Raw genomic sequence first — 16861 nt, 5'->3', positions numbered from 1 at the left:
CTTAGTTAATTTTGATTATAACTCCGTTTTTATCAGTGGTTAGCTTTCCTGTTGTTTTTTTTCCGTTTAAAACTTCTTTTCCATTAATTTTCACGGAAACTTCGTTTATAGTATCGTTGTCAACATCAGTTTCTTCGTCTACATCATTATAGTCATTTTCATCTGACGGACAGTTCAGACATTTGATTTTTGATCCTTCTACTTTATAGTTGTAATTACCGCTAAAGTGCAGGTTAAAGAAATCATCTTCTGAGTCATCATAATCCTGTACAGAGGCATCCGGTTTGAATAATTGTCCTTCAGGAAGGTATAAAAACACATCTACTTCCTGACCTCTGAACTTGTTTTTTACATCTGTAAGAAAATAATTATCCAAAATTAAATGATTTCCTTTAATTTGATACTTATAATTGATTTTTTCTGCTCTTTGTTTGGCAGAGATAAACGAATTTCCTCTTGCACTTTTCTCTATTTGAATGAAAGGTGTGGCTTCATCAGTGTGTAAAACATGGAGACGAACATCATTGGAATATAATAACTGATTGTTGGCCGAATCCTGTACGAATTCAAATTCCCTGTAGTGATTCAAATCTTTTGCGTAATAGTCATTGTATTTGAATTTGATGAACAAAGTATCTTTTGGAGTAATATTGATTGCTTTTTTCTCTACGGTTTTATTATCGTAGGAGATTTCAGTAGCCTGTTTGATTCCGATGCTGATGGCAATCGCAACGGCTATAATCCAGATGGCTAACAAAGTATATTTGGTAATATTCCCGATAGATTTTAAGTTTGGAGATAACAATTTGAAACCCAAAAGTGTTAAAAAGAAAAACGGAATTCCAACGGCAAAGAACATTAATAGACCAAATGACCAGATCGGATAATCGGTAAAGTTTCCGGCTTCTACAAAGTTCTGCCAAGGAAAATCAACAAAAACATTGGTTCCTAAAGTAAATACTCCAATCAATAACATGATCAGAACGCTAATTCCTGACATGATTAGGATGATGCCTAAAAACTTTGCGAAGATTTTAAAAACCGTCATTATAAAGTCTCCAAATGAACTACTTATTCTCTCAGCTCCTGACTTTACCTGGTTTCCCATTGCATCGTAATCTGCGTTTTTGAATTTATCAGACAAGGATTCGATTTCCTCACGTACTTTTTTTTCAATGTTCGAAATGGTTACCGGCTCCCCCGTCATTTCGAGTTTTTCAGAGGTTGTAACTGCTTCCGGAGTTACAACCCAAAGTACGAAATAAGCTAAAATTCCAGTTCCGAAACCTGCAAAAACAAATATCAGGAAAATGATTTTTATCCAGACAGCGTCAATTCCAAAATAATGTCCTAAACCGGTCGCTACACCACCGATCATACCTTTTTCTTTATCACGGTATAATTTTTTATGTTTTCTGCTACCGTAATCATTAAAGGACTGATTTGATTTTTCTTCGTCTTCAATAATGTAATCTTCAGGCTGTCCCATAACAGCGATCACCTCGTCAATATCTTTCAGTCCCACAACATGTTTTTCGCTTTTTTGTTTTTCTGTTAATAATTCAGAAAAACGCATTTCGATATCTTTAATAATTTCATCCTGACCAGACGAATTGTTTAATGATCGTTTTATAGCGTCAAAATAACGAGTTAGTTTCAAATATGCGTCTTCATCGATGTGAAAAGACATACCTCCCAAGTTTATATTTACTGTTTTGTTCATGATTATTGATTTTGATTGGTGATTAGTTTTACGGCATCAGACAATTCTGTCCAGGTTCCGCTAAGTTCGTTTAAAAATGTTTGTCCTATTTCGGTTAATCCATAATATTTTCGTGGTGGCCCTGAAGTCGATTCTTCCCATCGATAATTGAGCAAACCGTCGTTTTTCAATCTGGTTAAAAGAGGGTAAACTGTTCCCTCAACAACGAGTAATTTTGCGTTTTTTAAAGTGTCTAATATTTCTGATGTGTATGCATCTTTTTCTTTTAGTACAGATAAGATACAAAACTCAAGAACACCTTTGCGCATCTGTGCTTTTGTGTTTTCAATGTTCATAATTTCATTTTGTTTTTTTTAGATTGAACAATTCGTTTTTTGATTGATGATGATTGATTGATGATTGATTTCGAATTTATTCTTTTGGAATGCGTTCGTATATCGTATAACTTTTAATCTTTTGCGAATTACTTTATAAAAGGAATCGTCATTGGATATTTGTAATATTCTCCGTTTGATGTTTTTATAGAAGCGTAAATCACTAAAAAGAATTCTACTATTTTTAACAGTCCAAAAAGCAAAACGGCTGTTGCTCCAATACTGATTAATCCAATGTTTCCATCAAAATGAAAATTTCTAATTACGAAATCTTCGTCGTTAAAAACAGCTTCCATTGGCAGGTTTTGAAAAAACACGATTATAAAAATCGGGATCGCAATCAAAGCCAGAACCAAAGTGTAAAGCAATAAACTCAATTGAAAATTAAGGGTTTGTTTTCCATGGTGATTTACAAATTCTGATTTGTCTTTATAACTCGTCCAGATTAAAATTGGAAAAATATAATTTCCAAAAGGAATGATATACTGGCTTAATGTACTTAAATGTGTGAACGTTGCAGTGTTCTTTTCTGATGTTGTTTCCATGATGAGTGGTGTTGTGGTTTCCATGATTAAAAGTATATAGTATTTTCTTATGCAAATATATGGTCAAAAGACAGTATCTTGTTTTGCATAGTACCAAATATTAACAAAATTTTAATAAAGTTAAAATTGAACTCTTAAAGAATAAAGACTGAAAATCAGTGTGAAGCCCTGAATTTATTAGCCTCTTAGGAAAGTAAAAACAATTTATTGTGCGTGCATAGTTTTTTTGTATTTTTACATAAAAAAATAAATCACATGGCAATTTCAGTTTCCAAACTCAACAAATTTGTATTATTCAAATTACCATCGGCATATATTTGCGGCGTTCGCGTAAAAGCGATCAATAAAGACAGTTGTGTCGTAAGTGTAAAACACCGTTGGATCAATCAGAATCCTTTTAATTCGATGTATTTTGCGGTTCAGGCAATGGCTGCCGAATTAACAACGGGAGCTTTGGTAATTTCTCAAATTCAGGAAAGCGGAAAAAAAATCTCTATGCTGGTGGCCAACAATAAAGGTAACTTTACCAAAAAAGCAACGGGCAGAATTACATTTGTTTGTAATGACGGACATCTTATTGCCGAAGCCATTGAAAAAACAATTGCGACAGGTGAGGGGCAAACCTTCTGGATGAAATCGATCGGAACAGATGAAAAAGGAATCCAGGTTTCAGAAATGGATTTCGAATGGAGTGTTCGAATTAAATAGTTTTTTTGCCACGAATTTCACGAATTTGCACGAATTATTTTTTTACAAAATGCAGAAGCATTTTGAATTTGTGGAAATTCGTGAAATTCGTGGCAAAAAACTTTACCCAACAAAAAAGACCTCATTATTTGAGGTCTTTTTTTATGGAATAGGTGTCATCTTACTTTTTAACACAACACGTTTTTTTGTCTTTTTTTGCCGCATCTGTTTTTGTGCAACAGGATTCCTTTTTAGCTTTTTCTTTTTTTGCTGCCGGTTTTGTTTCCTGAGCCGTTAAACCAATTGAGAATAAAGCCACAGTCATAAAGGTAATTAGTTTTGTCATTTCTTTGTTTTTTGGATGTTGATGATTCTGTTTTTGATGCATCAAATATAGTCCGATTTAGCATTCGTACGAATAAGCGTATCGTTAATGTTTTTGTAAAAGTGCAGAAAGGTGGCTACTCCCAAACTTTATTAACATGTTTTTGCCACAGCTTTTTAGCATATTCCCTAAATGCCGCAGGGCCATCGTTAAAAGGTTTGTCAAAAGTATATTTTCCGCCTAAGTAGCGTTTTTCATCTACCTTAACTTTGTTTTCGCCGCGCATTGAAAATTTTTCATTTCCCTCGTGCATAATTATTTTCATAGTGGAAGGGCTAACATCTCCATGACAAACCGTGGTGTACATTACCCATATTTCAGCTATTCCGTCTTTATTTAAATCGGTAATATTAAAGGTGTTTTTTACAAAGTTGGCTTCTATGTCAACCGGACAATCATGTATGAAATCATAAATTTTCCAGTTTAGTTTTGAATCTTTACCGGATAAAATATAATGGTAGGCATATAATGCTGCGTCACGCGAATCTTCACTGTCGGAGTTTTTAGTCGTAAACTCGCCTGTTTCTGTTAAGACCACAATATTCTCTCCAAGCTTGTCTTTCCAGGAGACTGCATTTTTGACTTTTCCGGTATATTTTATTTCTTTCGGAATTTTATTCAGCTCTATTTTTTTCGGAACAATGGCAGTATTCTGGCCAATGAGTTTTACGGAAAGGATGGTAAACAGGACTAGAAACGTAATTTTATTTTTCATCTATCAGGCTTTTGTCTTTAAGTTAAGGTGTGAAATGTTCAGGTATTATTTAGTATTACGGAGGTAATATCTCTTAATAAAATATTGAATGACTATGGTTAGTACTAAAATGATTATAAAAATAAATTCGAGGAAAATTAATCCCATCAACGGCATTCCGCAATGGATTTGTCCATTTGAGTTACTTCTAAGATTGTTGGAAAAGATTTGAAAAGCCAGATAAGACAATAGTATTTGTGAGAGAAAGCTAATTATGCTGACTTCAAAAAAAGATAATTTTATAGTTTCGGGTTTAAAGTTTCTTCCAAATATAATTTGAAAAATCAGAGGTAACACCAGTAATAAAAAAGGATTGATTCCGTACATGAATTTAAAGAGGTTTTGTTGGTTTTGCTCATTTCAAAAGTAATGCCAGTTTCTAAAGGACAGTTATACCTTTCTAAATCTATTTCCATAAAGAGGAATCATTTTGAAGACAAAACCTTCTCTTTTGCACGCTGCTTATCGCCCCATTCTTTCAAATGATTGATAAACGGAATCAGCTCCATGCCAATATCCGTGAGCGAATATTCTACTTTTGGCGGAACTTCATGATATACTTTTCTGGCGACCAATTCATCATCTTCGAGTTCTCTTAAGGTCTGGGTCAGCATTTTTGGAGTTACATCTACAAGCGTTTTTCTTAATTCGCCATATCGGAGGATGTTTTTGTTGCTCAGATTCCACAAAATTCTTCCTTTATACTTGCCGCCAATTCTCTTAAAAGCGTAGTCAACGGAGCAAACTACATCTGTACAGCCATCGGTATAATTATTTTTTGCCATTTTTTTATTTTTTAAATTATTGATAATCAATAATAGTATACTTTTGGTATGTAGCATACCAAAAAGTGCATACTTGTGGCAAAGATACTGATATTATACATTTGTACTTTAATTTTAAACTAAATTATGATGAAAGCAATTATATTGAATGAAGCGGGGAGTGTATCCAACTTTAAATATGTTGAGATTCCGAAACCGGAAATTAATGCCGATGAGGTTTTGGTAAAAGTAAGTGCGCTGAGTATCAATCCGGTTGATTACAAGACAAGATCTTCTGAAGGGGGGATCAAACGTTTTTTTGAAGACGAACGTCCCGTTATTTTAGGCTGGGATTTGTCCGGAACCATTGTGGAAGCAGGGGAAAATGTAACAGATTTCAAATTAAATGACGAAGTATTCGGAATGGTTAATTTTCCGGGAAAAGGAAAAGCTTATGCAGAATATGTGGCGGTTCCGGCTTCGCATCTGGCTTTAAAACCGGAGAATATTTCTCATGAAGAAGCGGCAGCGGGAACACTTGCTTTGCTTACGGCCTGGCAGGCATTGGTGACCAACGGAAAAATAAAAGAAGGCGATAAAGTGTTAATTCACGGAGCGTCGGGCGGAGTAGGGCATTATGCCACACAAATAGCCAAACATTTCAAAGCACATGTAATCGGAACTTCTTCCGCGAAAAACAAAGAGTTTGTTTTGCAAAACGGAGCGGACCAGCATATTGATTACACTAAAACCGATTTTGAAAAAGAAGTTGCTGATGTTGATTTGGTATTAAATTCAATTTCAGATGCCATCAACAATCGATCGATCGATGTTGTAAAACCGGGCGGAAAAATAATTTACATCTTAGGTACCATTGCTCCGGAATATGCAGAAAAGGCCAAAAACAAAAATGTGGATTTGTTTGCTATTCTGGTTGCCTCTTCGGGTGCTGATATGAAAGCTGTTGCTGATCTAATGCAAAAAGGAATCGTCAAATCGCACGTGTCGCAGGTATTTTCGTTTGATGAAATAGATAAAGCGCATTTGCAGTTAGAGACCGGAAGAACGGTGGGTAAAATTGTAGTTAAGCTTTAAGTGTTTTCTTTTTAAATAAAAAACATCAGTTCAAGGCAAAGATGAACTGATGTTTTTTTATTTTATGATGAGGTTTAGTCTTCTGCATAATAACCGGAAATCCATAAATCAAAAATTTCTTTATATTCTTCCTGTGCTGCTTCAATAATTGAGATTGTATCTTCTTCGTTTTTAACAGGGTCAAGATTAAAGTTTTCTTTAAGCCAGTTTTTGTATTCAGTAAGGCTTTCACTTTCTTCATAATCGTCTTCCTCTTTATAGAAATAAACTTCTTCATGATCGACAGTTATTTCAGAGTCAAAAGTAAGCAGTTGCATTAATTCAGTTATTTTTCTGGCCACAATATGGTAACCGCCCTCATCGCCAAAAACGACTACTGGTAATTCACTTAGCGGTTTATTTTTACCATCATCCCATAAAACATACATTGACCCGGAACCGTTGGCCTGAGCAAAAGGCATTAATCGGTCTAAAAAGTCTTGGTTTTCAGACCAGCTTGAAATTCCGGATTTGTTATCTCTGTATAAACCAAAACCCTGAGAATAATTTTCGAATCCGAGTTTGTCATTGATCTCAAAAAACAAAGTCAGTTCATGGGTAATTGGGCCGTTAAAATTCTTTTTAAAATCATCTAGTTTCATAGGTCTTTTTTTTCTATTCCTTAAATAAATTTGATACGGAATCAAATATAACAGGATTTAGTATTTACCGGAAAAGATCATTGTTATTTTTTTATGAAAATAAAATAAGAACAGTTTGAAATTTCATTGCTAATAATTCAGATTCACTCCGAAACCAATTCCCATATCACTGTCATAATGTGTAGTAACTCCAAAGTTTCTTGCCACGATATATTTCAGACCTGCCATATATTCTTTATCCGTATTCCACATTAGGTTCATGCGCAAGCGTTTCGAAAGCGGAATATCTTTGCGTTCCAGCTGAAAACGTACATTTCCGTCGGTGTATAACTCGACCTGGGCTTTTATGAGCATTGGTAAGGTATATTCCAGACCGGCACTAAAAACAGAACGATTGTCTTTGGTATTAGATTGCCCGAAAAGATTTTGTTCCTGTTCGTTCATTCCCATTTTTCGGTAACGCCAGTCAAAACCTATAAACGGCATCAGCCATTGATTTTTTCCAATGTAACGTCCAATATGAGTCTCCGTTTCGTAACCGTGACTATCATTATAGCCTAATCTCCATTCGGTTCCGATGCTCCAGCGGGTGTTGCTGAACATGGCTTCACCGTCATTTCCATTAGTAGCAAAATCATTTTCTCCCATAAAATGGAACATTCTGTCGTCCATTTTTAGCATTTTATATGCCATTTTAGGATCAGGGATGAGCGGATTCGGTGCTGAATTTTCATAGCTAAAAATACGTCCCATTCCCGCCATCATATGATACAAAATGTGACAATGAAAGAACCAGTCGCCATCTGCATTCGCCTGAAATTCGATGGTATCGGTTTCCATAGGCATAATATCAATTACATTTTTAAGCGGTGCATAATCACCCTGTTCGTTCAGGATTCTGAAATCGTGTCCGTGTAAATGCATGGGGTGTCGCATCATCGATCCGTTGTACAATACAATGCGTACATTTTCTCCTTTTTTGATTAAAATTTTATCAGTTTCAGAAACGACTTTATTATCCAGACTCCAGACATAGCGATTCATATTGCCGGACAATTCAAAACGCAATTCCTTAACGGGAGCGCCTTTTGGAAGCGTGGTTTTGGTTGGTGATTTCAGCATTCCGTAATTTAAGGTGACTATTTCAGGAGTATCTGTAGTTTCAGTATCCATGTGCATGCCTTCTGCATGTTCGGAGTGTTTCATCGGTTTTGAATTTTCAGCTTCACCGGTAATTTCAGGATACATGACGGCATTCATGTCCATTTTATTCAGGGACATTTGCATGCCCATGTCATTCATTTCGCCGTTCATTTTCATCATGTCGTTCATCATTTTCATTCCTTCGAAATATTTTAATTTCGAAAGATGTGCGACAGGCTGTTTGATTCCGTCTCCCAAAAATAAAGAGGCTGATCCCGTTCTGTCTTCGGCTGTAGCCAAAAAAGCAACCGATTTTTGATCTTCCGGAATCGTCACGATAACATCATAAGTTTCAGAAACTGCAATAATAAGACGATCCACTTCCACGGGATCCACATCGTTCCCATCACTGGCGACAACCGTTATCTTTCCGCCACCGTACGTGAGCCAGAAATAACTGGAAGCACCACCGTTTGCAATTCTCAGCCTGACTTTTTCTCCGGGCTTAAATTGCGAAAGCTGCTGCTGGTTTTTCCCATTAATTAAAAACTTCTCATAATAGACGTCGCTGACATCCATGGCATTCATTCGTTTCCATTCGTTGGTGACTTTGGTTGAAAAATGACCTTGTTTCAGGGCTTCGGCATAACTTTGAGTGGTTCCTTTTTTTATCGCAAACCAATCGTTGGCATTGTGAAGCATTCGCTGAACGTTTTCTGGTTTTAAGTCAGTCCATTCACTTAAAATGACAGGAACGGTTGGCAAATCATCAATGCCTTTTCTGAAAGTCGGATCGTCTTTCTTTTTGTTGATAATGAAAAGGCCGTATAAACCCACCTGTTCCTGAAGTCCGGAATGGCTGTGGTACCAGTAGGTTCCGTTTTGAATAATGGGAAAACTGTATTTATGCGTGGTCTTGGGAGCAATCGGCATTTGGGTCAGATACGGAACACCGTCTTCTTTATTCGGTAAAAATAAACCGTGCCAGTGCAGCGAAGTGTTTTCTTTTAATTCGTTATGCACGTAAATTTCCGCAACATCATCTTCTGTAAAAGTGAGCGTCGGCATCGGAATTTGTCCGTTTACGGCAAAAGCATGTTTTTCCTTTCCTGAAAAATTAACAATTGTGTCTCTTACATATAAGTCATAACGAACTGTTTTTTGTGCTTTTGCAGTAAAAGTGATGATAAGGGCAAGAAAAATAATAGGTACTTTCATGTTTGTTTTTTAAAGGTTTAGATTTCGCAATCGCAAAGCATTTACAATTACCGAAACCGAGCTAAGGCTCATCGCTAAAGCAGCCAGCATGGGTGAAAGTAAAACTCCGAATACAGGATATAAAATTCCTGCGGCAATCGGGATTCCAACGACATTGTATATAAAGGCAAAAAACAGATTTTGCCTGATGTTTTTCATAACAGCATGACTTAACTTTTTAGCTTTTACAATGCCGTTTAAATCGCCTTTTACAAGTGTTATTTTAGAACTTTCTATAGCTACATCTGTTCCTGTTCCCATGGCAATTCCAATATTTGCCTGTGCTAAGGCAGGAGCGTCGTTGATTCCGTCACCGGCCATGGCCACAATTTTGCCTTCAGCCTGCAAATGCTGAATTTCTCTGAGTTTATCTTCCGGAAGGCAATCTGCTCTAAACGAACTTAAATGCAACTGAGCGGCGACAGCCTTTGCGGTATTTGCATTGTCCCCTGTCATCATAATGACTTCAACACCTTGCCCTATTAATTCTTTTATGGCTTTTATGCTGTTTTGTTTGAGGGCATCTGTAATGCTTACATACCCTAAAACCATTTTATCTACACTTATGTAGGAAACGGTCTTGCCTAAGGTTTGTTCGGCAATAATTTTGTTTTCAATGTTTTCAGAAATCGAAGCGCCAATCTGAATCATTAGTTTTTTGTTGCCTAAAGCTATTTTTGAGTTGTTTATGGTTCCTGTAACTCCTTTTCCGGCAACCGCCTCAAAATCCGGAATGTCAACTATGTTTAGGTTTTTAGCTCTGGCAAAATTGACTACGGCCTGTGCTAAAGGATGTTCGCTATATTGATTTAATGAAGCAATATGCTGTAGTAAAAAATCTTCATTACCGTTGACAGCATATATTTTTTCAACAGATGGTTTTCCTTCGGTGATAGTTCCGGTTTTGTCTGTAATCAGCACATTAATTTTGTTCATATTTTCTAAAGCTTCGGCATTTTTTATCAATATTCCGAATTTTGCTCCTTTGCCAACCCCTACCATTACTGACATTGGTGTTGCTAATCCTAAAGCACACGGGCAGGCAATAATTAATACGGCAATGGCATTAATTAATCCGTAAGTATAAGCGGGTTCCGGGCCAAATTTTGCCCAGAGAAAAAATGTTGCAACAGAAATAATAACAACGGCGGGTACAAAATATTTAGCCACACGGTCTGCTAATTTCTGAATTGGTGCTCTCGAATGGCTTGCATCATTTACCATTTGTATAATTTGAGCAAGTAAAGTTTCAGACCCTACTTTTTCGGCTATCATTACAAATGATTTTGCTCCGTTTATGGTCCCGGCAATTACAGGGTCTCCCGTTTTTTTATCAACAGGAATAGGTTCTCCGGTAATCATCGCTTCGTCTATACTACTTTCTCCGGTCGTGATCTTTCCGTCAACTGGAATTTTTTCTCCCGGTTTAACACGAAGTAAATTTCCCTTTTGAATCGCATCGATAGAAATTGTTTTGTCGTTTCCGTTTTCTAACAGAGTTGCTTCCGTTGGCGCAAGTTTCAATAATTCCTTTATGGCCCCGCTGGTTTGGCCGTGGGCTTTAGCTTCCAGTAATTGTCCTAATAAGACCAGCGTGATGATAACTGTGGCGGCTTCAAAGTAGAGATGTATAGTTCCGTGATGTGATTTAAACTCGGATGGAAAGATATCCGGAAAAAACATTCCGGCCATACTAAACAGGAAAGCCACACTTGTACCAATCCCGATAAGGGTGAACATATTTAGATTCCAGGTGATGACTGATTTCCAGGCCCGGACAAAAAACATCCAGCCTGCATAAAAAAGTACCGGAATTGAAAATAAGAACTGAATCCAATTCCAGCTTTCAATAGCCATTATTTTATACAAAGGATTGTTGGGAATCATTTCTGACATTGAAATCACAAAAATGGGAAGCGTAAATAAAATGGCAATCTTCATTTTCTTTAACAGATCGAAGTACGTTTTGTTTTTTTCAGAGTCTGAATCTCCTTGCATGGGAACCAAATCCATTCCGCATATCGGGCAATCACCAGGTTCGTCCGAAAGGATTTCGGGATGCATTGGGCATGTAAATTTTGTTTTGCCGATGCTTATTTGTGCCACTAAATCCATTCCGCAAACGGGACAATCTCCGGATTTGTCATATGTTTTATCCCCTTCACAGTGCATTGGGCAATAGAAAATACCGGTGGTATTGTGATGGTGAGTTAGTGGGTTCTTTTTAGGTTCAGACCCATCATGACTGTCTTTATTCTGACCGGAGCAACACAATTTTGCAGCGGTTTCTAAAGGCTTTTTTGAAGAGACCATCTCAATAGTATACTTTCCGGCTTCGTTTAAAACTTCCTGAAATTTTTCTGTGCGTACATGTTTCTCCATAGTAATTGTTGCCAATGGAGGATTCAATGTCACTTCAGCCTGAATTCCTTCAATGGTATTCAATGTTTTTTCGACTTTTTTTCGACAGCCGTCACAAGACATTCCTGTAATTATATATTGATGTGTCATTGTTTTTGTTTTAAGTATTACAATGCAAAGTTGCGAAGTAACGGTTACTTCGGTTTGTATAATTTTGAGAATGATTTGTAAGATTTACAAAAAAATAACCGCAAGGGGCACAAAGTTTTTGTATTTGCCGGGTTTGATCCAAATGCAGCGTTCGCAAAGCTTTGTGTTCTTTGCGTATCCGGATAGCTATGGGATTACGCCCTTTGCGGTAAAGAACATTTACAAATTTTCGATCTGAATGCGCTTTTTGTTTTTCAGCTGTTTGAAATAAGTGGGTGTAAATCCGGTAATTTTCTTGAACTGATTGCTCAGATGTGCTACATTACTGTAGTTTAGGATATCGGCAATTTCGCTTAACGAAAGTTCATTGTAAATCAGTAATTCTTTTACCTTTTCTATTTTCTGACTGATGAAATATTTTTCGATAGTGGTGTTTTCTGTTTCGGAAAACAAATTACTCAGCGTGTTATAATCCTGATGGAGGTTTTCAGACAAATAATCTGATAAATTGATTTTCAGTTCATTGTTTTTATGATGCACCAAATCGATAATCAGGTTTTTTATCTTTTCGATTGTTTTGCTTTTTTTGTCATCAAGCAGGTCAAATCCTAAAGAATGCAGTCTTTCAAGTAAATCCCTTTTCTGATTTTCTGTAATTTCCTCTTGTATTTCCACTTCTCCCAGTTCAACAGAAATAGTATGAAGCCCGAGTTTTTCAAACTCAGACTTCACTACCATTTTACATCTGCTGCATACCATGTTCTTGATATAGAGCGTCATATTTATTTGATCGTTTCTACTACATTTCCGCAGGTAAGCATTGAAGCACCGTAATACGGATTTTTAACTGCTTTTTCTTTGCTTAGCCAATTCGCATCTGCCATTGGACAATATTGATAGTAAGCCGTTTCTGCAGGATTAGAAGCTTTGATCAGTTCGTATGTGCTTTTAGATAAGGATTTAAAAGTCTCACGTTGTTTTTTCAGATCCTGATTTGATGAAATTGCTTTAGCATCAGCGGTTATTTTTTTCATAACTTTCATCCAGGCGTTGTGCTCTGCAGTTTTTAACTGATCCATTTTTACCGCACCGATTGCAGTTAAGAGATCTTTGGCTTTTGCCGAAGTTGTTTTGGCGTCACTTTTGATTAGCGCGTCTTTCATTGCAAAATACTCATCAAAAACAGGTTTCAGTTGGGAGTTTTGAACGTCTTCTGTTGTAATTTGAGGGTTTATTTCTTTTGCTGAAATAGTGTTTACTGATAATACTATTGTAATTGCTGCCAGTGCAGCTGTTATTGCATTTTTCATTTTTATATGTTTTTGAAAAAGGATTAAGTTTCCTTTAAGTTAGTTTTTATTCAATATTACTGTGCCTAAGGATGACAAAGAAAAACAAGCCCGAAGCCTGGTGTCTCTGCAAGGAATTTTTCACCCATCAATGGTGCTGAGAAAGCACAATTATGGCTGTCAAAAATAGAATTATTTTATTTTCGGCGGCAACCAGATAGAAGTGAAACCATCAGAGATATTGGCTTCATTGTAATAGGAAAAAGACTTTTCCATTGAAAAATTGAAAAGCATATTTTGAAAATCAAAGTCATTTAAAGCCGGAATACTAAACTGTAAAGAGGAGGTTGTACAATTGGTATGACTGCATTTTCCGTCGCAGTCGTGTTTCTCTTTTTCAGGAGTTTCAGTTTTCGTGCAACAGTCTTTCGTACAGCAGCCTTTTTCTTTTTTCTCAACAGTAATTTCTTTTTTGTGAGAACTTTTGCCCGTATTATTGCTACATGCAAAACCCGATACCGGAATCAGGAAGAAACCAATGGTGAGCATGAGAAATAATATGACAGCTTTTTTAGTCAACGAAAATTTATTTGATAGGACAAATTTAAATAAAAATATTCAGGTGAGCGTTATTTTAAGATTTCAATAACTAAAGCTTCTTAAAATCAGTAGGTTTCATATTCTTTCTTTTTTTAAAATAATTGGACAAATGACTTTCATCGGTAAAACCGAATTCGTAAGCAATCTGTTTGACCGGCAATTGATTGTTCTGAAAACGTTTTTCAATCAGGGTGGTTCTCAGGTTATGAATATAATCGCGGTAACTAATCGCAAAAGTCCTTTTGAAATAGGCACTGAAATAAGTCTGGGCAATATTAAAATGAGCGGCAATTACTTTAATCTGAACCAGTTTCGGCTGGTAAATATTCTGATGAATATAAGAAGTAATCTGTTCGTTGTCGATAGAATTTCCTTTTACGACAAGATTCAGTCCGCGCATCGTTTCTTTGATCAGACCAAAAATGGAAAGGATCTGATAAAATACAATGGGTGAATTCGAAACATCGGTTTTGCAATTGTAAGCAGCGATGTTTTCAATTGTATTTTTTAAAATCGTTTTACACGGGTCATCCAATTTTAAAACGGTTTCTTTTAGCGTTTTGTCCCGCATGAAACTTTCGGGTGTATGCACTAAAAATTCATCACACGTAAGGTTTTGTTTGGAATTGAAATAGTTGTCCGTGAACTTGATATAGAAAAAACGCGTGCTTTTCTTTATGTCAAAATAATGCTCATCATCCGGCGAAATCACAAATAGATCACCGGCTTTATAAGGCAGCAGGTTGTTGTTTAAATGATGAATTCCGTTGCCCTTTTTTATATAGATGATTTCGTAATAAGTATGTGTATGCGGCGGAAGGTGAAATTTTTCCTCTTCAAATTCATCTATTAAAAGCGTTTCAAACTGATTTAATTTCGGCATAACTTAAATGTACAAGTTTATATCGCAAATATACAATTATTTCCTTGTAAAGCTGACGTAAATTTGCCCCATAGAAAATCTATTCCTTTCTTGTAAAAAACAAATGAAAAAAAGTCTTATTGCGCTGTCATTGGGTGGTTTAACTATCGGAATTACCGAATTTGTTATGATGGGCCTGTTGCCTGATATTGCTTCAGATATGAAAGTTACGATTCCGGTTGCCGGATATTTAATTTCGGCTTACGCGCTTGGAGTGGTAATTGGAGCACCTTTATTAGTAATTCTGGGCAGAAATTTTGCTCCTAAAAAAATGCTTTTAATTTTGGCAATGATGTTAACGGTTTTTAATGCGTTATCCATCATTGCCCCTAACTATAATTTTTTATTCGCCTCAAGGTTTCTTTCCGGACTGCCGCACGGTGCTTTCTTTGGAGTAGGAGCGGTTGTGGCAAGCCGTTTGGCAGATAAAGGAAAAGAAGCACAGGCGATTGCGATTATGTTTTCGGGTTTAACGCTGGCGAATCTGATTGGTGTGCCTATCGGAACGTATATCGGACATAATTTTGTCTGGCGTTATACTTTTATACTGATTGCCATTGTGGGGTTGCTTACTTTTTTGTTTATCTATTGGTGGATGCCGAATCTGGAGAAAAACCAAGATGTAAATATGAGAACGCAATTAAAATTTTTCCAGAAAATAGATGCGTGGCTCATTATCGGAATCACATCAATTGGTTTTGGCGGATTGTTTGCCTGGATCAGCTATATCGCGCCGCTTTTGATTAATGTATCTAAGTTTTCTCCGGAAGATGTTTCGTATATTTTAATTCTGGCCGGTTTTGGAATGGTGGTAGGGAATTTTCTGGGCGGAAAACTGGCGGATAAATTTTCTCCTGCACCGACTACCCTGGCTTTGTTGTTTGTTATGTCGATAGATTTGATTTTGGTGTACTTTTTCTCCTATAATCAATATGCTTCTCTGTTCTTCACGTTTTTAACAGGAGCTATTTCATTCTCTGTTATTGCGCCTATCCAAATGCTGATGATCCGAACTGCAAAAGACGCAGAGATGATTGCTTCGGCCTCGTTGCAGGGGAGTTTTAATATCGGAAATGCATTAGGTGCTTTCCTTGGTGGTTTGCCGCTTATAGCAGGATATAGTTATGCTTCTCCGAACCTTATTGGTGTGGGAATGTCAATTATCGGGATGATTATTACTCTTGTGCTGATTCAAAGAAGAAGTGCTGCCGTAGAATTACCGGAAGTGCAAACGGTTTAATTTATCTTTAATACACCGAATTTAGAATTTAATATTCAAAAAAGAAGGCTGACAATACTAATTGTCAGCCTTCTTTTATATTTTCATCTAAAGAATTAAGGGATTACCAGCCTTTTACCGCGCCGCCTTTGAATTCTTTTTCGGCCACTTTTGCCACTTCGTCAGATTGAAATGCTTTCAGGAATTTCAAGACTTTCGGGTCCTTTTTGTTGTCTTCTCTTGAAACCACCAGATTCACATAAGGAGAATCTTTGTCTTCCACAAATAAGGCATCTCTGGAGGGTACGAGTCCCGCTTGTGAGGAAAAAGTGTTGTTGATAATGGCGATTGTTACATTTTGATCGTCTAAGGTTCTTGGAATTTGCGGAGCTTCCAATTCTAATATTTTTAAATTTTTAGGATTTTCTATGATGTCGGTTACTTTTGGTAAAAGACCCACATTGTCTCTCAGCTTTAAAATACCATTTTTTTGAAGCAGTAATAAAGAACGTCCCCCATTGGTTGGGTCATTTGGAATTACAATGGTGCTTTCCGGTTTTAATTCGGCCAGCGTTTTTATTTTTCTGGAATATGCTGCAATCGGATAAATGAAAGTCTTGCCTATAATCGCCAGTTTGTATCCTCTTTGTTTTGATTGTGCATCCAGATAAGGTTTGTGCTGGAAGGCATTGGCATCAATATCGCCCTGATTTAAGGCTTCGTTCGGGACTACATAATCATTGAAGCTAATGAGTTCTACTTCTAAACCGTATTTTTCTTTGGCCACTTTTTGAGCGGCCTGTGCAACTGTAAATTCAGGTCCGGCTGCAACTCCGACCTTTATGAAATTTGGATCGTTTTTCTTGTCTTTTCCGCAATTTGACAGCAAAAGAGTGACTAACAAGATTCCTGTCAGTATCGAAAATTTATTTTTTGTATTCATGTTTTTATT

At 36.6% G+C, this 16861-nt stretch carries 17 protein-coding genes; 3 read left to right on the top strand and 14 right to left on the bottom strand.

Annotated elements, in window-relative coordinates; translation table 11 throughout:
* Position 1: 1 nt before the first annotated feature.
* The 3 genes from GJU43_RS03540 to GJU43_RS03530 all read right to left on the bottom strand — a co-directional run bounded on the left by GJU43_RS03540 (position 2) and on the right by GJU43_RS03530 (position 2666).
* Entirely contained in the window at positions 2-1723 is a 1722-nt protein-coding gene (locus GJU43_RS03540) for a PspC domain-containing protein (protein ID WP_154339452.1), read from the bottom strand.
* Between the two features lie 2 nt (positions 1724-1725).
* Positions 1726-2058, bottom strand: coding sequence for a PadR family transcriptional regulator (locus tag GJU43_RS03535; protein ID WP_017498072.1), 333 nt, complete (start codon positions 2056-2058; stop codon positions 1726-1728).
* Between the two features lie 128 nt (positions 2059-2186).
* Complete coding sequence (locus GJU43_RS03530) at positions 2187-2666, bottom strand: DUF4870 domain-containing protein (RefSeq protein ID WP_229654992.1); 480 nt, start codon at positions 2664-2666, stop codon at positions 2187-2189.
* Between the two features lie 231 nt (positions 2667-2897).
* Here GJU43_RS03530 and GJU43_RS03525 point away from each other — a divergent pair, with 231 nt between their 5' ends.
* Entirely contained in the window at positions 2898-3350 is a 453-nt protein-coding gene (locus GJU43_RS03525) for a DUF4442 domain-containing protein (protein WP_154339451.1), read from the top strand.
* Between the two features lie 160 nt (positions 3351-3510).
* On the opposite strand, the gene GJU43_RS03520 is transcribed toward GJU43_RS03525, so the two are convergent.
* From GJU43_RS03520 to GJU43_RS03510, 3 genes are all read right to left on the bottom strand, one after another.
* Entirely contained in the window at positions 3511-3675 is a 165-nt protein-coding gene (locus GJU43_RS03520) for a hypothetical protein (protein WP_154339450.1), read from the bottom strand.
* Positions 3676-3790: 115 nt separating this feature from the next.
* The gene (locus GJU43_RS03515) at positions 3791-4429 is read right to left on the bottom strand and encodes a M949_RS01915 family surface polysaccharide biosynthesis protein (RefSeq protein WP_154339449.1); all 639 of its coding nucleotides are present in this window, start codon (positions 4427-4429) and stop codon (positions 3791-3793) included.
* Between the two features lie 464 nt (positions 4430-4893).
* The gene (locus tag GJU43_RS03510; protein ID WP_154339448.1) at positions 4894-5253 is read right to left on the bottom strand and encodes a helix-turn-helix domain-containing protein; all 360 of its coding nucleotides are present in this window, start codon (positions 5251-5253) and stop codon (positions 4894-4896) included.
* A 129-nt stretch (positions 5254-5382) separates the two neighbouring features.
* Between GJU43_RS03510 and GJU43_RS03505 the strand changes: the two genes are divergently transcribed.
* Complete coding sequence (locus GJU43_RS03505) at positions 5383-6327, top strand: NADP-dependent oxidoreductase (RefSeq protein ID WP_154339447.1); 945 nt, start codon at positions 5383-5385, stop codon at positions 6325-6327.
* A gap of 74 nt (positions 6328-6401) precedes the next feature.
* On the opposite strand, the gene GJU43_RS03500 is transcribed toward GJU43_RS03505, so the two are convergent.
* The 7 genes from GJU43_RS03500 to GJU43_RS03470 form a co-directional block, all read right to left on the bottom strand.
* The gene (locus GJU43_RS03500) at positions 6402-6968 is read right to left on the bottom strand and encodes a hypothetical protein (RefSeq protein ID WP_154339446.1); all 567 of its coding nucleotides are present in this window, start codon (positions 6966-6968) and stop codon (positions 6402-6404) included.
* 129 nt (positions 6969-7097) lie between these two features.
* Complete coding sequence (locus GJU43_RS03495; protein WP_154339445.1) at positions 7098-9329, bottom strand: multicopper oxidase domain-containing protein; 2232 nt, start codon at positions 9327-9329, stop codon at positions 7098-7100.
* Between the two features lie 9 nt (positions 9330-9338).
* Positions 9339-11879 carry a heavy metal translocating P-type ATPase gene (locus GJU43_RS03490; protein ID WP_154339444.1) on the bottom strand — a complete coding sequence of 847 codons (2541 nt, stop codon included), beginning with the start codon at positions 11877-11879 and terminating at the stop codon, positions 9339-9341.
* A 219-nt stretch (positions 11880-12098) separates the two neighbouring features.
* Positions 12099-12659 (bottom strand): AraC family transcriptional regulator, encoded by a 561-nt coding sequence (locus GJU43_RS03485; RefSeq protein ID WP_154339443.1) that lies wholly within the window; start codon positions 12657-12659, stop codon positions 12099-12101.
* Positions 12660-12661: 2 nt separating this feature from the next.
* Positions 12662-13189, bottom strand: coding sequence for a DUF3347 domain-containing protein (locus GJU43_RS03480; RefSeq protein WP_154339442.1), 528 nt, complete (start codon positions 13187-13189; stop codon positions 12662-12664).
* A 171-nt stretch (positions 13190-13360) separates the two neighbouring features.
* The gene (locus GJU43_RS03475) at positions 13361-13747 is read right to left on the bottom strand and encodes a hypothetical protein (RefSeq protein ID WP_154339441.1); all 387 of its coding nucleotides are present in this window, start codon (positions 13745-13747) and stop codon (positions 13361-13363) included.
* 70 nt (positions 13748-13817) lie between these two features.
* On the bottom strand, positions 13818-14651 hold the full coding sequence (locus tag GJU43_RS03470; RefSeq protein WP_154339440.1) for an AraC family transcriptional regulator: 834 nt from the start codon (positions 14649-14651) through the stop codon (positions 13818-13820).
* 103 nt (positions 14652-14754) lie between these two features.
* Between GJU43_RS03470 and GJU43_RS03465 the strand changes: the two genes are divergently transcribed.
* Entirely contained in the window at positions 14755-15930 is a 1176-nt protein-coding gene (locus GJU43_RS03465; protein WP_154339439.1) for an MFS transporter, read from the top strand.
* Between the two features lie 103 nt (positions 15931-16033).
* Here the strand turns inward: GJU43_RS03465 and metQ are convergent, their stop codons facing one another.
* On the bottom strand, positions 16034-16852 hold the full coding sequence (metQ, locus tag GJU43_RS03460) for a methionine ABC transporter substrate-binding lipoprotein MetQ (protein WP_154339438.1): 819 nt from the start codon (positions 16850-16852) through the stop codon (positions 16034-16036).
* Positions 16853-16861: the final 9 nt, after the last annotated feature.

The sequence above is a fragment of the Flavobacterium sp. LC2016-23 genome (assembly GCF_009674775.1).
Taxonomy (GTDB): domain Bacteria; phylum Bacteroidota; class Bacteroidia; order Flavobacteriales; family Flavobacteriaceae; genus Flavobacterium.
This window is presented reverse-complemented; position numbering and strand designations above follow the sequence as displayed.

What these genes read in the sequence shown, in the direction of transcription:
- GJU43_RS03540 (WP_154339452.1), bottom strand. Translation starts at nt 1,723, where the DNA reads ATGAACAAAACAGTAAATATAAACTTGGGAGGTATGTCTTTTCACATC.
- GJU43_RS03535 (WP_017498072.1), bottom strand. Translation starts at nt 2,058, where the DNA reads ATGAACATTGAAAACACAAAAGCACAGATGCGCAAAGGTGTTCTTGAG.
- GJU43_RS03530 (WP_229654992.1), bottom strand. Translation starts at nt 2,666, where the DNA reads ATGGAAACCACAACACCACTCATCATGGAAACAACATCAGAAAAGAAC.
- GJU43_RS03525 (WP_154339451.1), top strand. Translation starts at nt 2,898, where the DNA reads ATGGCAATTTCAGTTTCCAAACTCAACAAATTTGTATTATTCAAATTA.
- GJU43_RS03520 (WP_154339450.1), bottom strand. Translation starts at nt 3,675, where the DNA reads ATGACAAAACTAATTACCTTTATGACTGTGGCTTTATTCTCAATTGGT.
- GJU43_RS03515 (WP_154339449.1), bottom strand. Translation starts at nt 4,429, where the DNA reads ATGAAAAATAAAATTACGTTTCTAGTCCTGTTTACCATCCTTTCCGTA.
- GJU43_RS03510 (WP_154339448.1), bottom strand. Translation starts at nt 5,253, where the DNA reads ATGGCAAAAAATAATTATACCGATGGCTGTACAGATGTAGTTTGCTCC.
- GJU43_RS03505 (WP_154339447.1), top strand. Translation starts at nt 5,383, where the DNA reads ATGAAAGCAATTATATTGAATGAAGCGGGGAGTGTATCCAACTTTAAA.
- GJU43_RS03500 (WP_154339446.1), bottom strand. Translation starts at nt 6,968, where the DNA reads ATGAAACTAGATGATTTTAAAAAGAATTTTAACGGCCCAATTACCCAT.
- GJU43_RS03495 (WP_154339445.1), bottom strand. Translation starts at nt 9,329, where the DNA reads ATGAAAGTACCTATTATTTTTCTTGCCCTTATCATCACTTTTACTGCA.
- GJU43_RS03490 (WP_154339444.1), bottom strand. Translation starts at nt 11,879, where the DNA reads ATGACACATCAATATATAATTACAGGAATGTCTTGTGACGGCTGTCGA.
- GJU43_RS03485 (WP_154339443.1), bottom strand. Translation starts at nt 12,659, where the DNA reads ATGACGCTCTATATCAAGAACATGGTATGCAGCAGATGTAAAATGGTA.
- GJU43_RS03480 (WP_154339442.1), bottom strand. Translation starts at nt 13,189, where the DNA reads ATGAAAAATGCAATAACAGCTGCACTGGCAGCAATTACAATAGTATTA.
- GJU43_RS03470 (WP_154339440.1), bottom strand. Translation starts at nt 14,651, where the DNA reads ATGCCGAAATTAAATCAGTTTGAAACGCTTTTAATAGATGAATTTGAA.
- GJU43_RS03465 (WP_154339439.1), top strand. Translation starts at nt 14,755, where the DNA reads ATGAAAAAAAGTCTTATTGCGCTGTCATTGGGTGGTTTAACTATCGGA.
- metQ (WP_154339438.1), bottom strand. Translation starts at nt 16,852, where the DNA reads ATGAATACAAAAAATAAATTTTCGATACTGACAGGAATCTTGTTAGTC.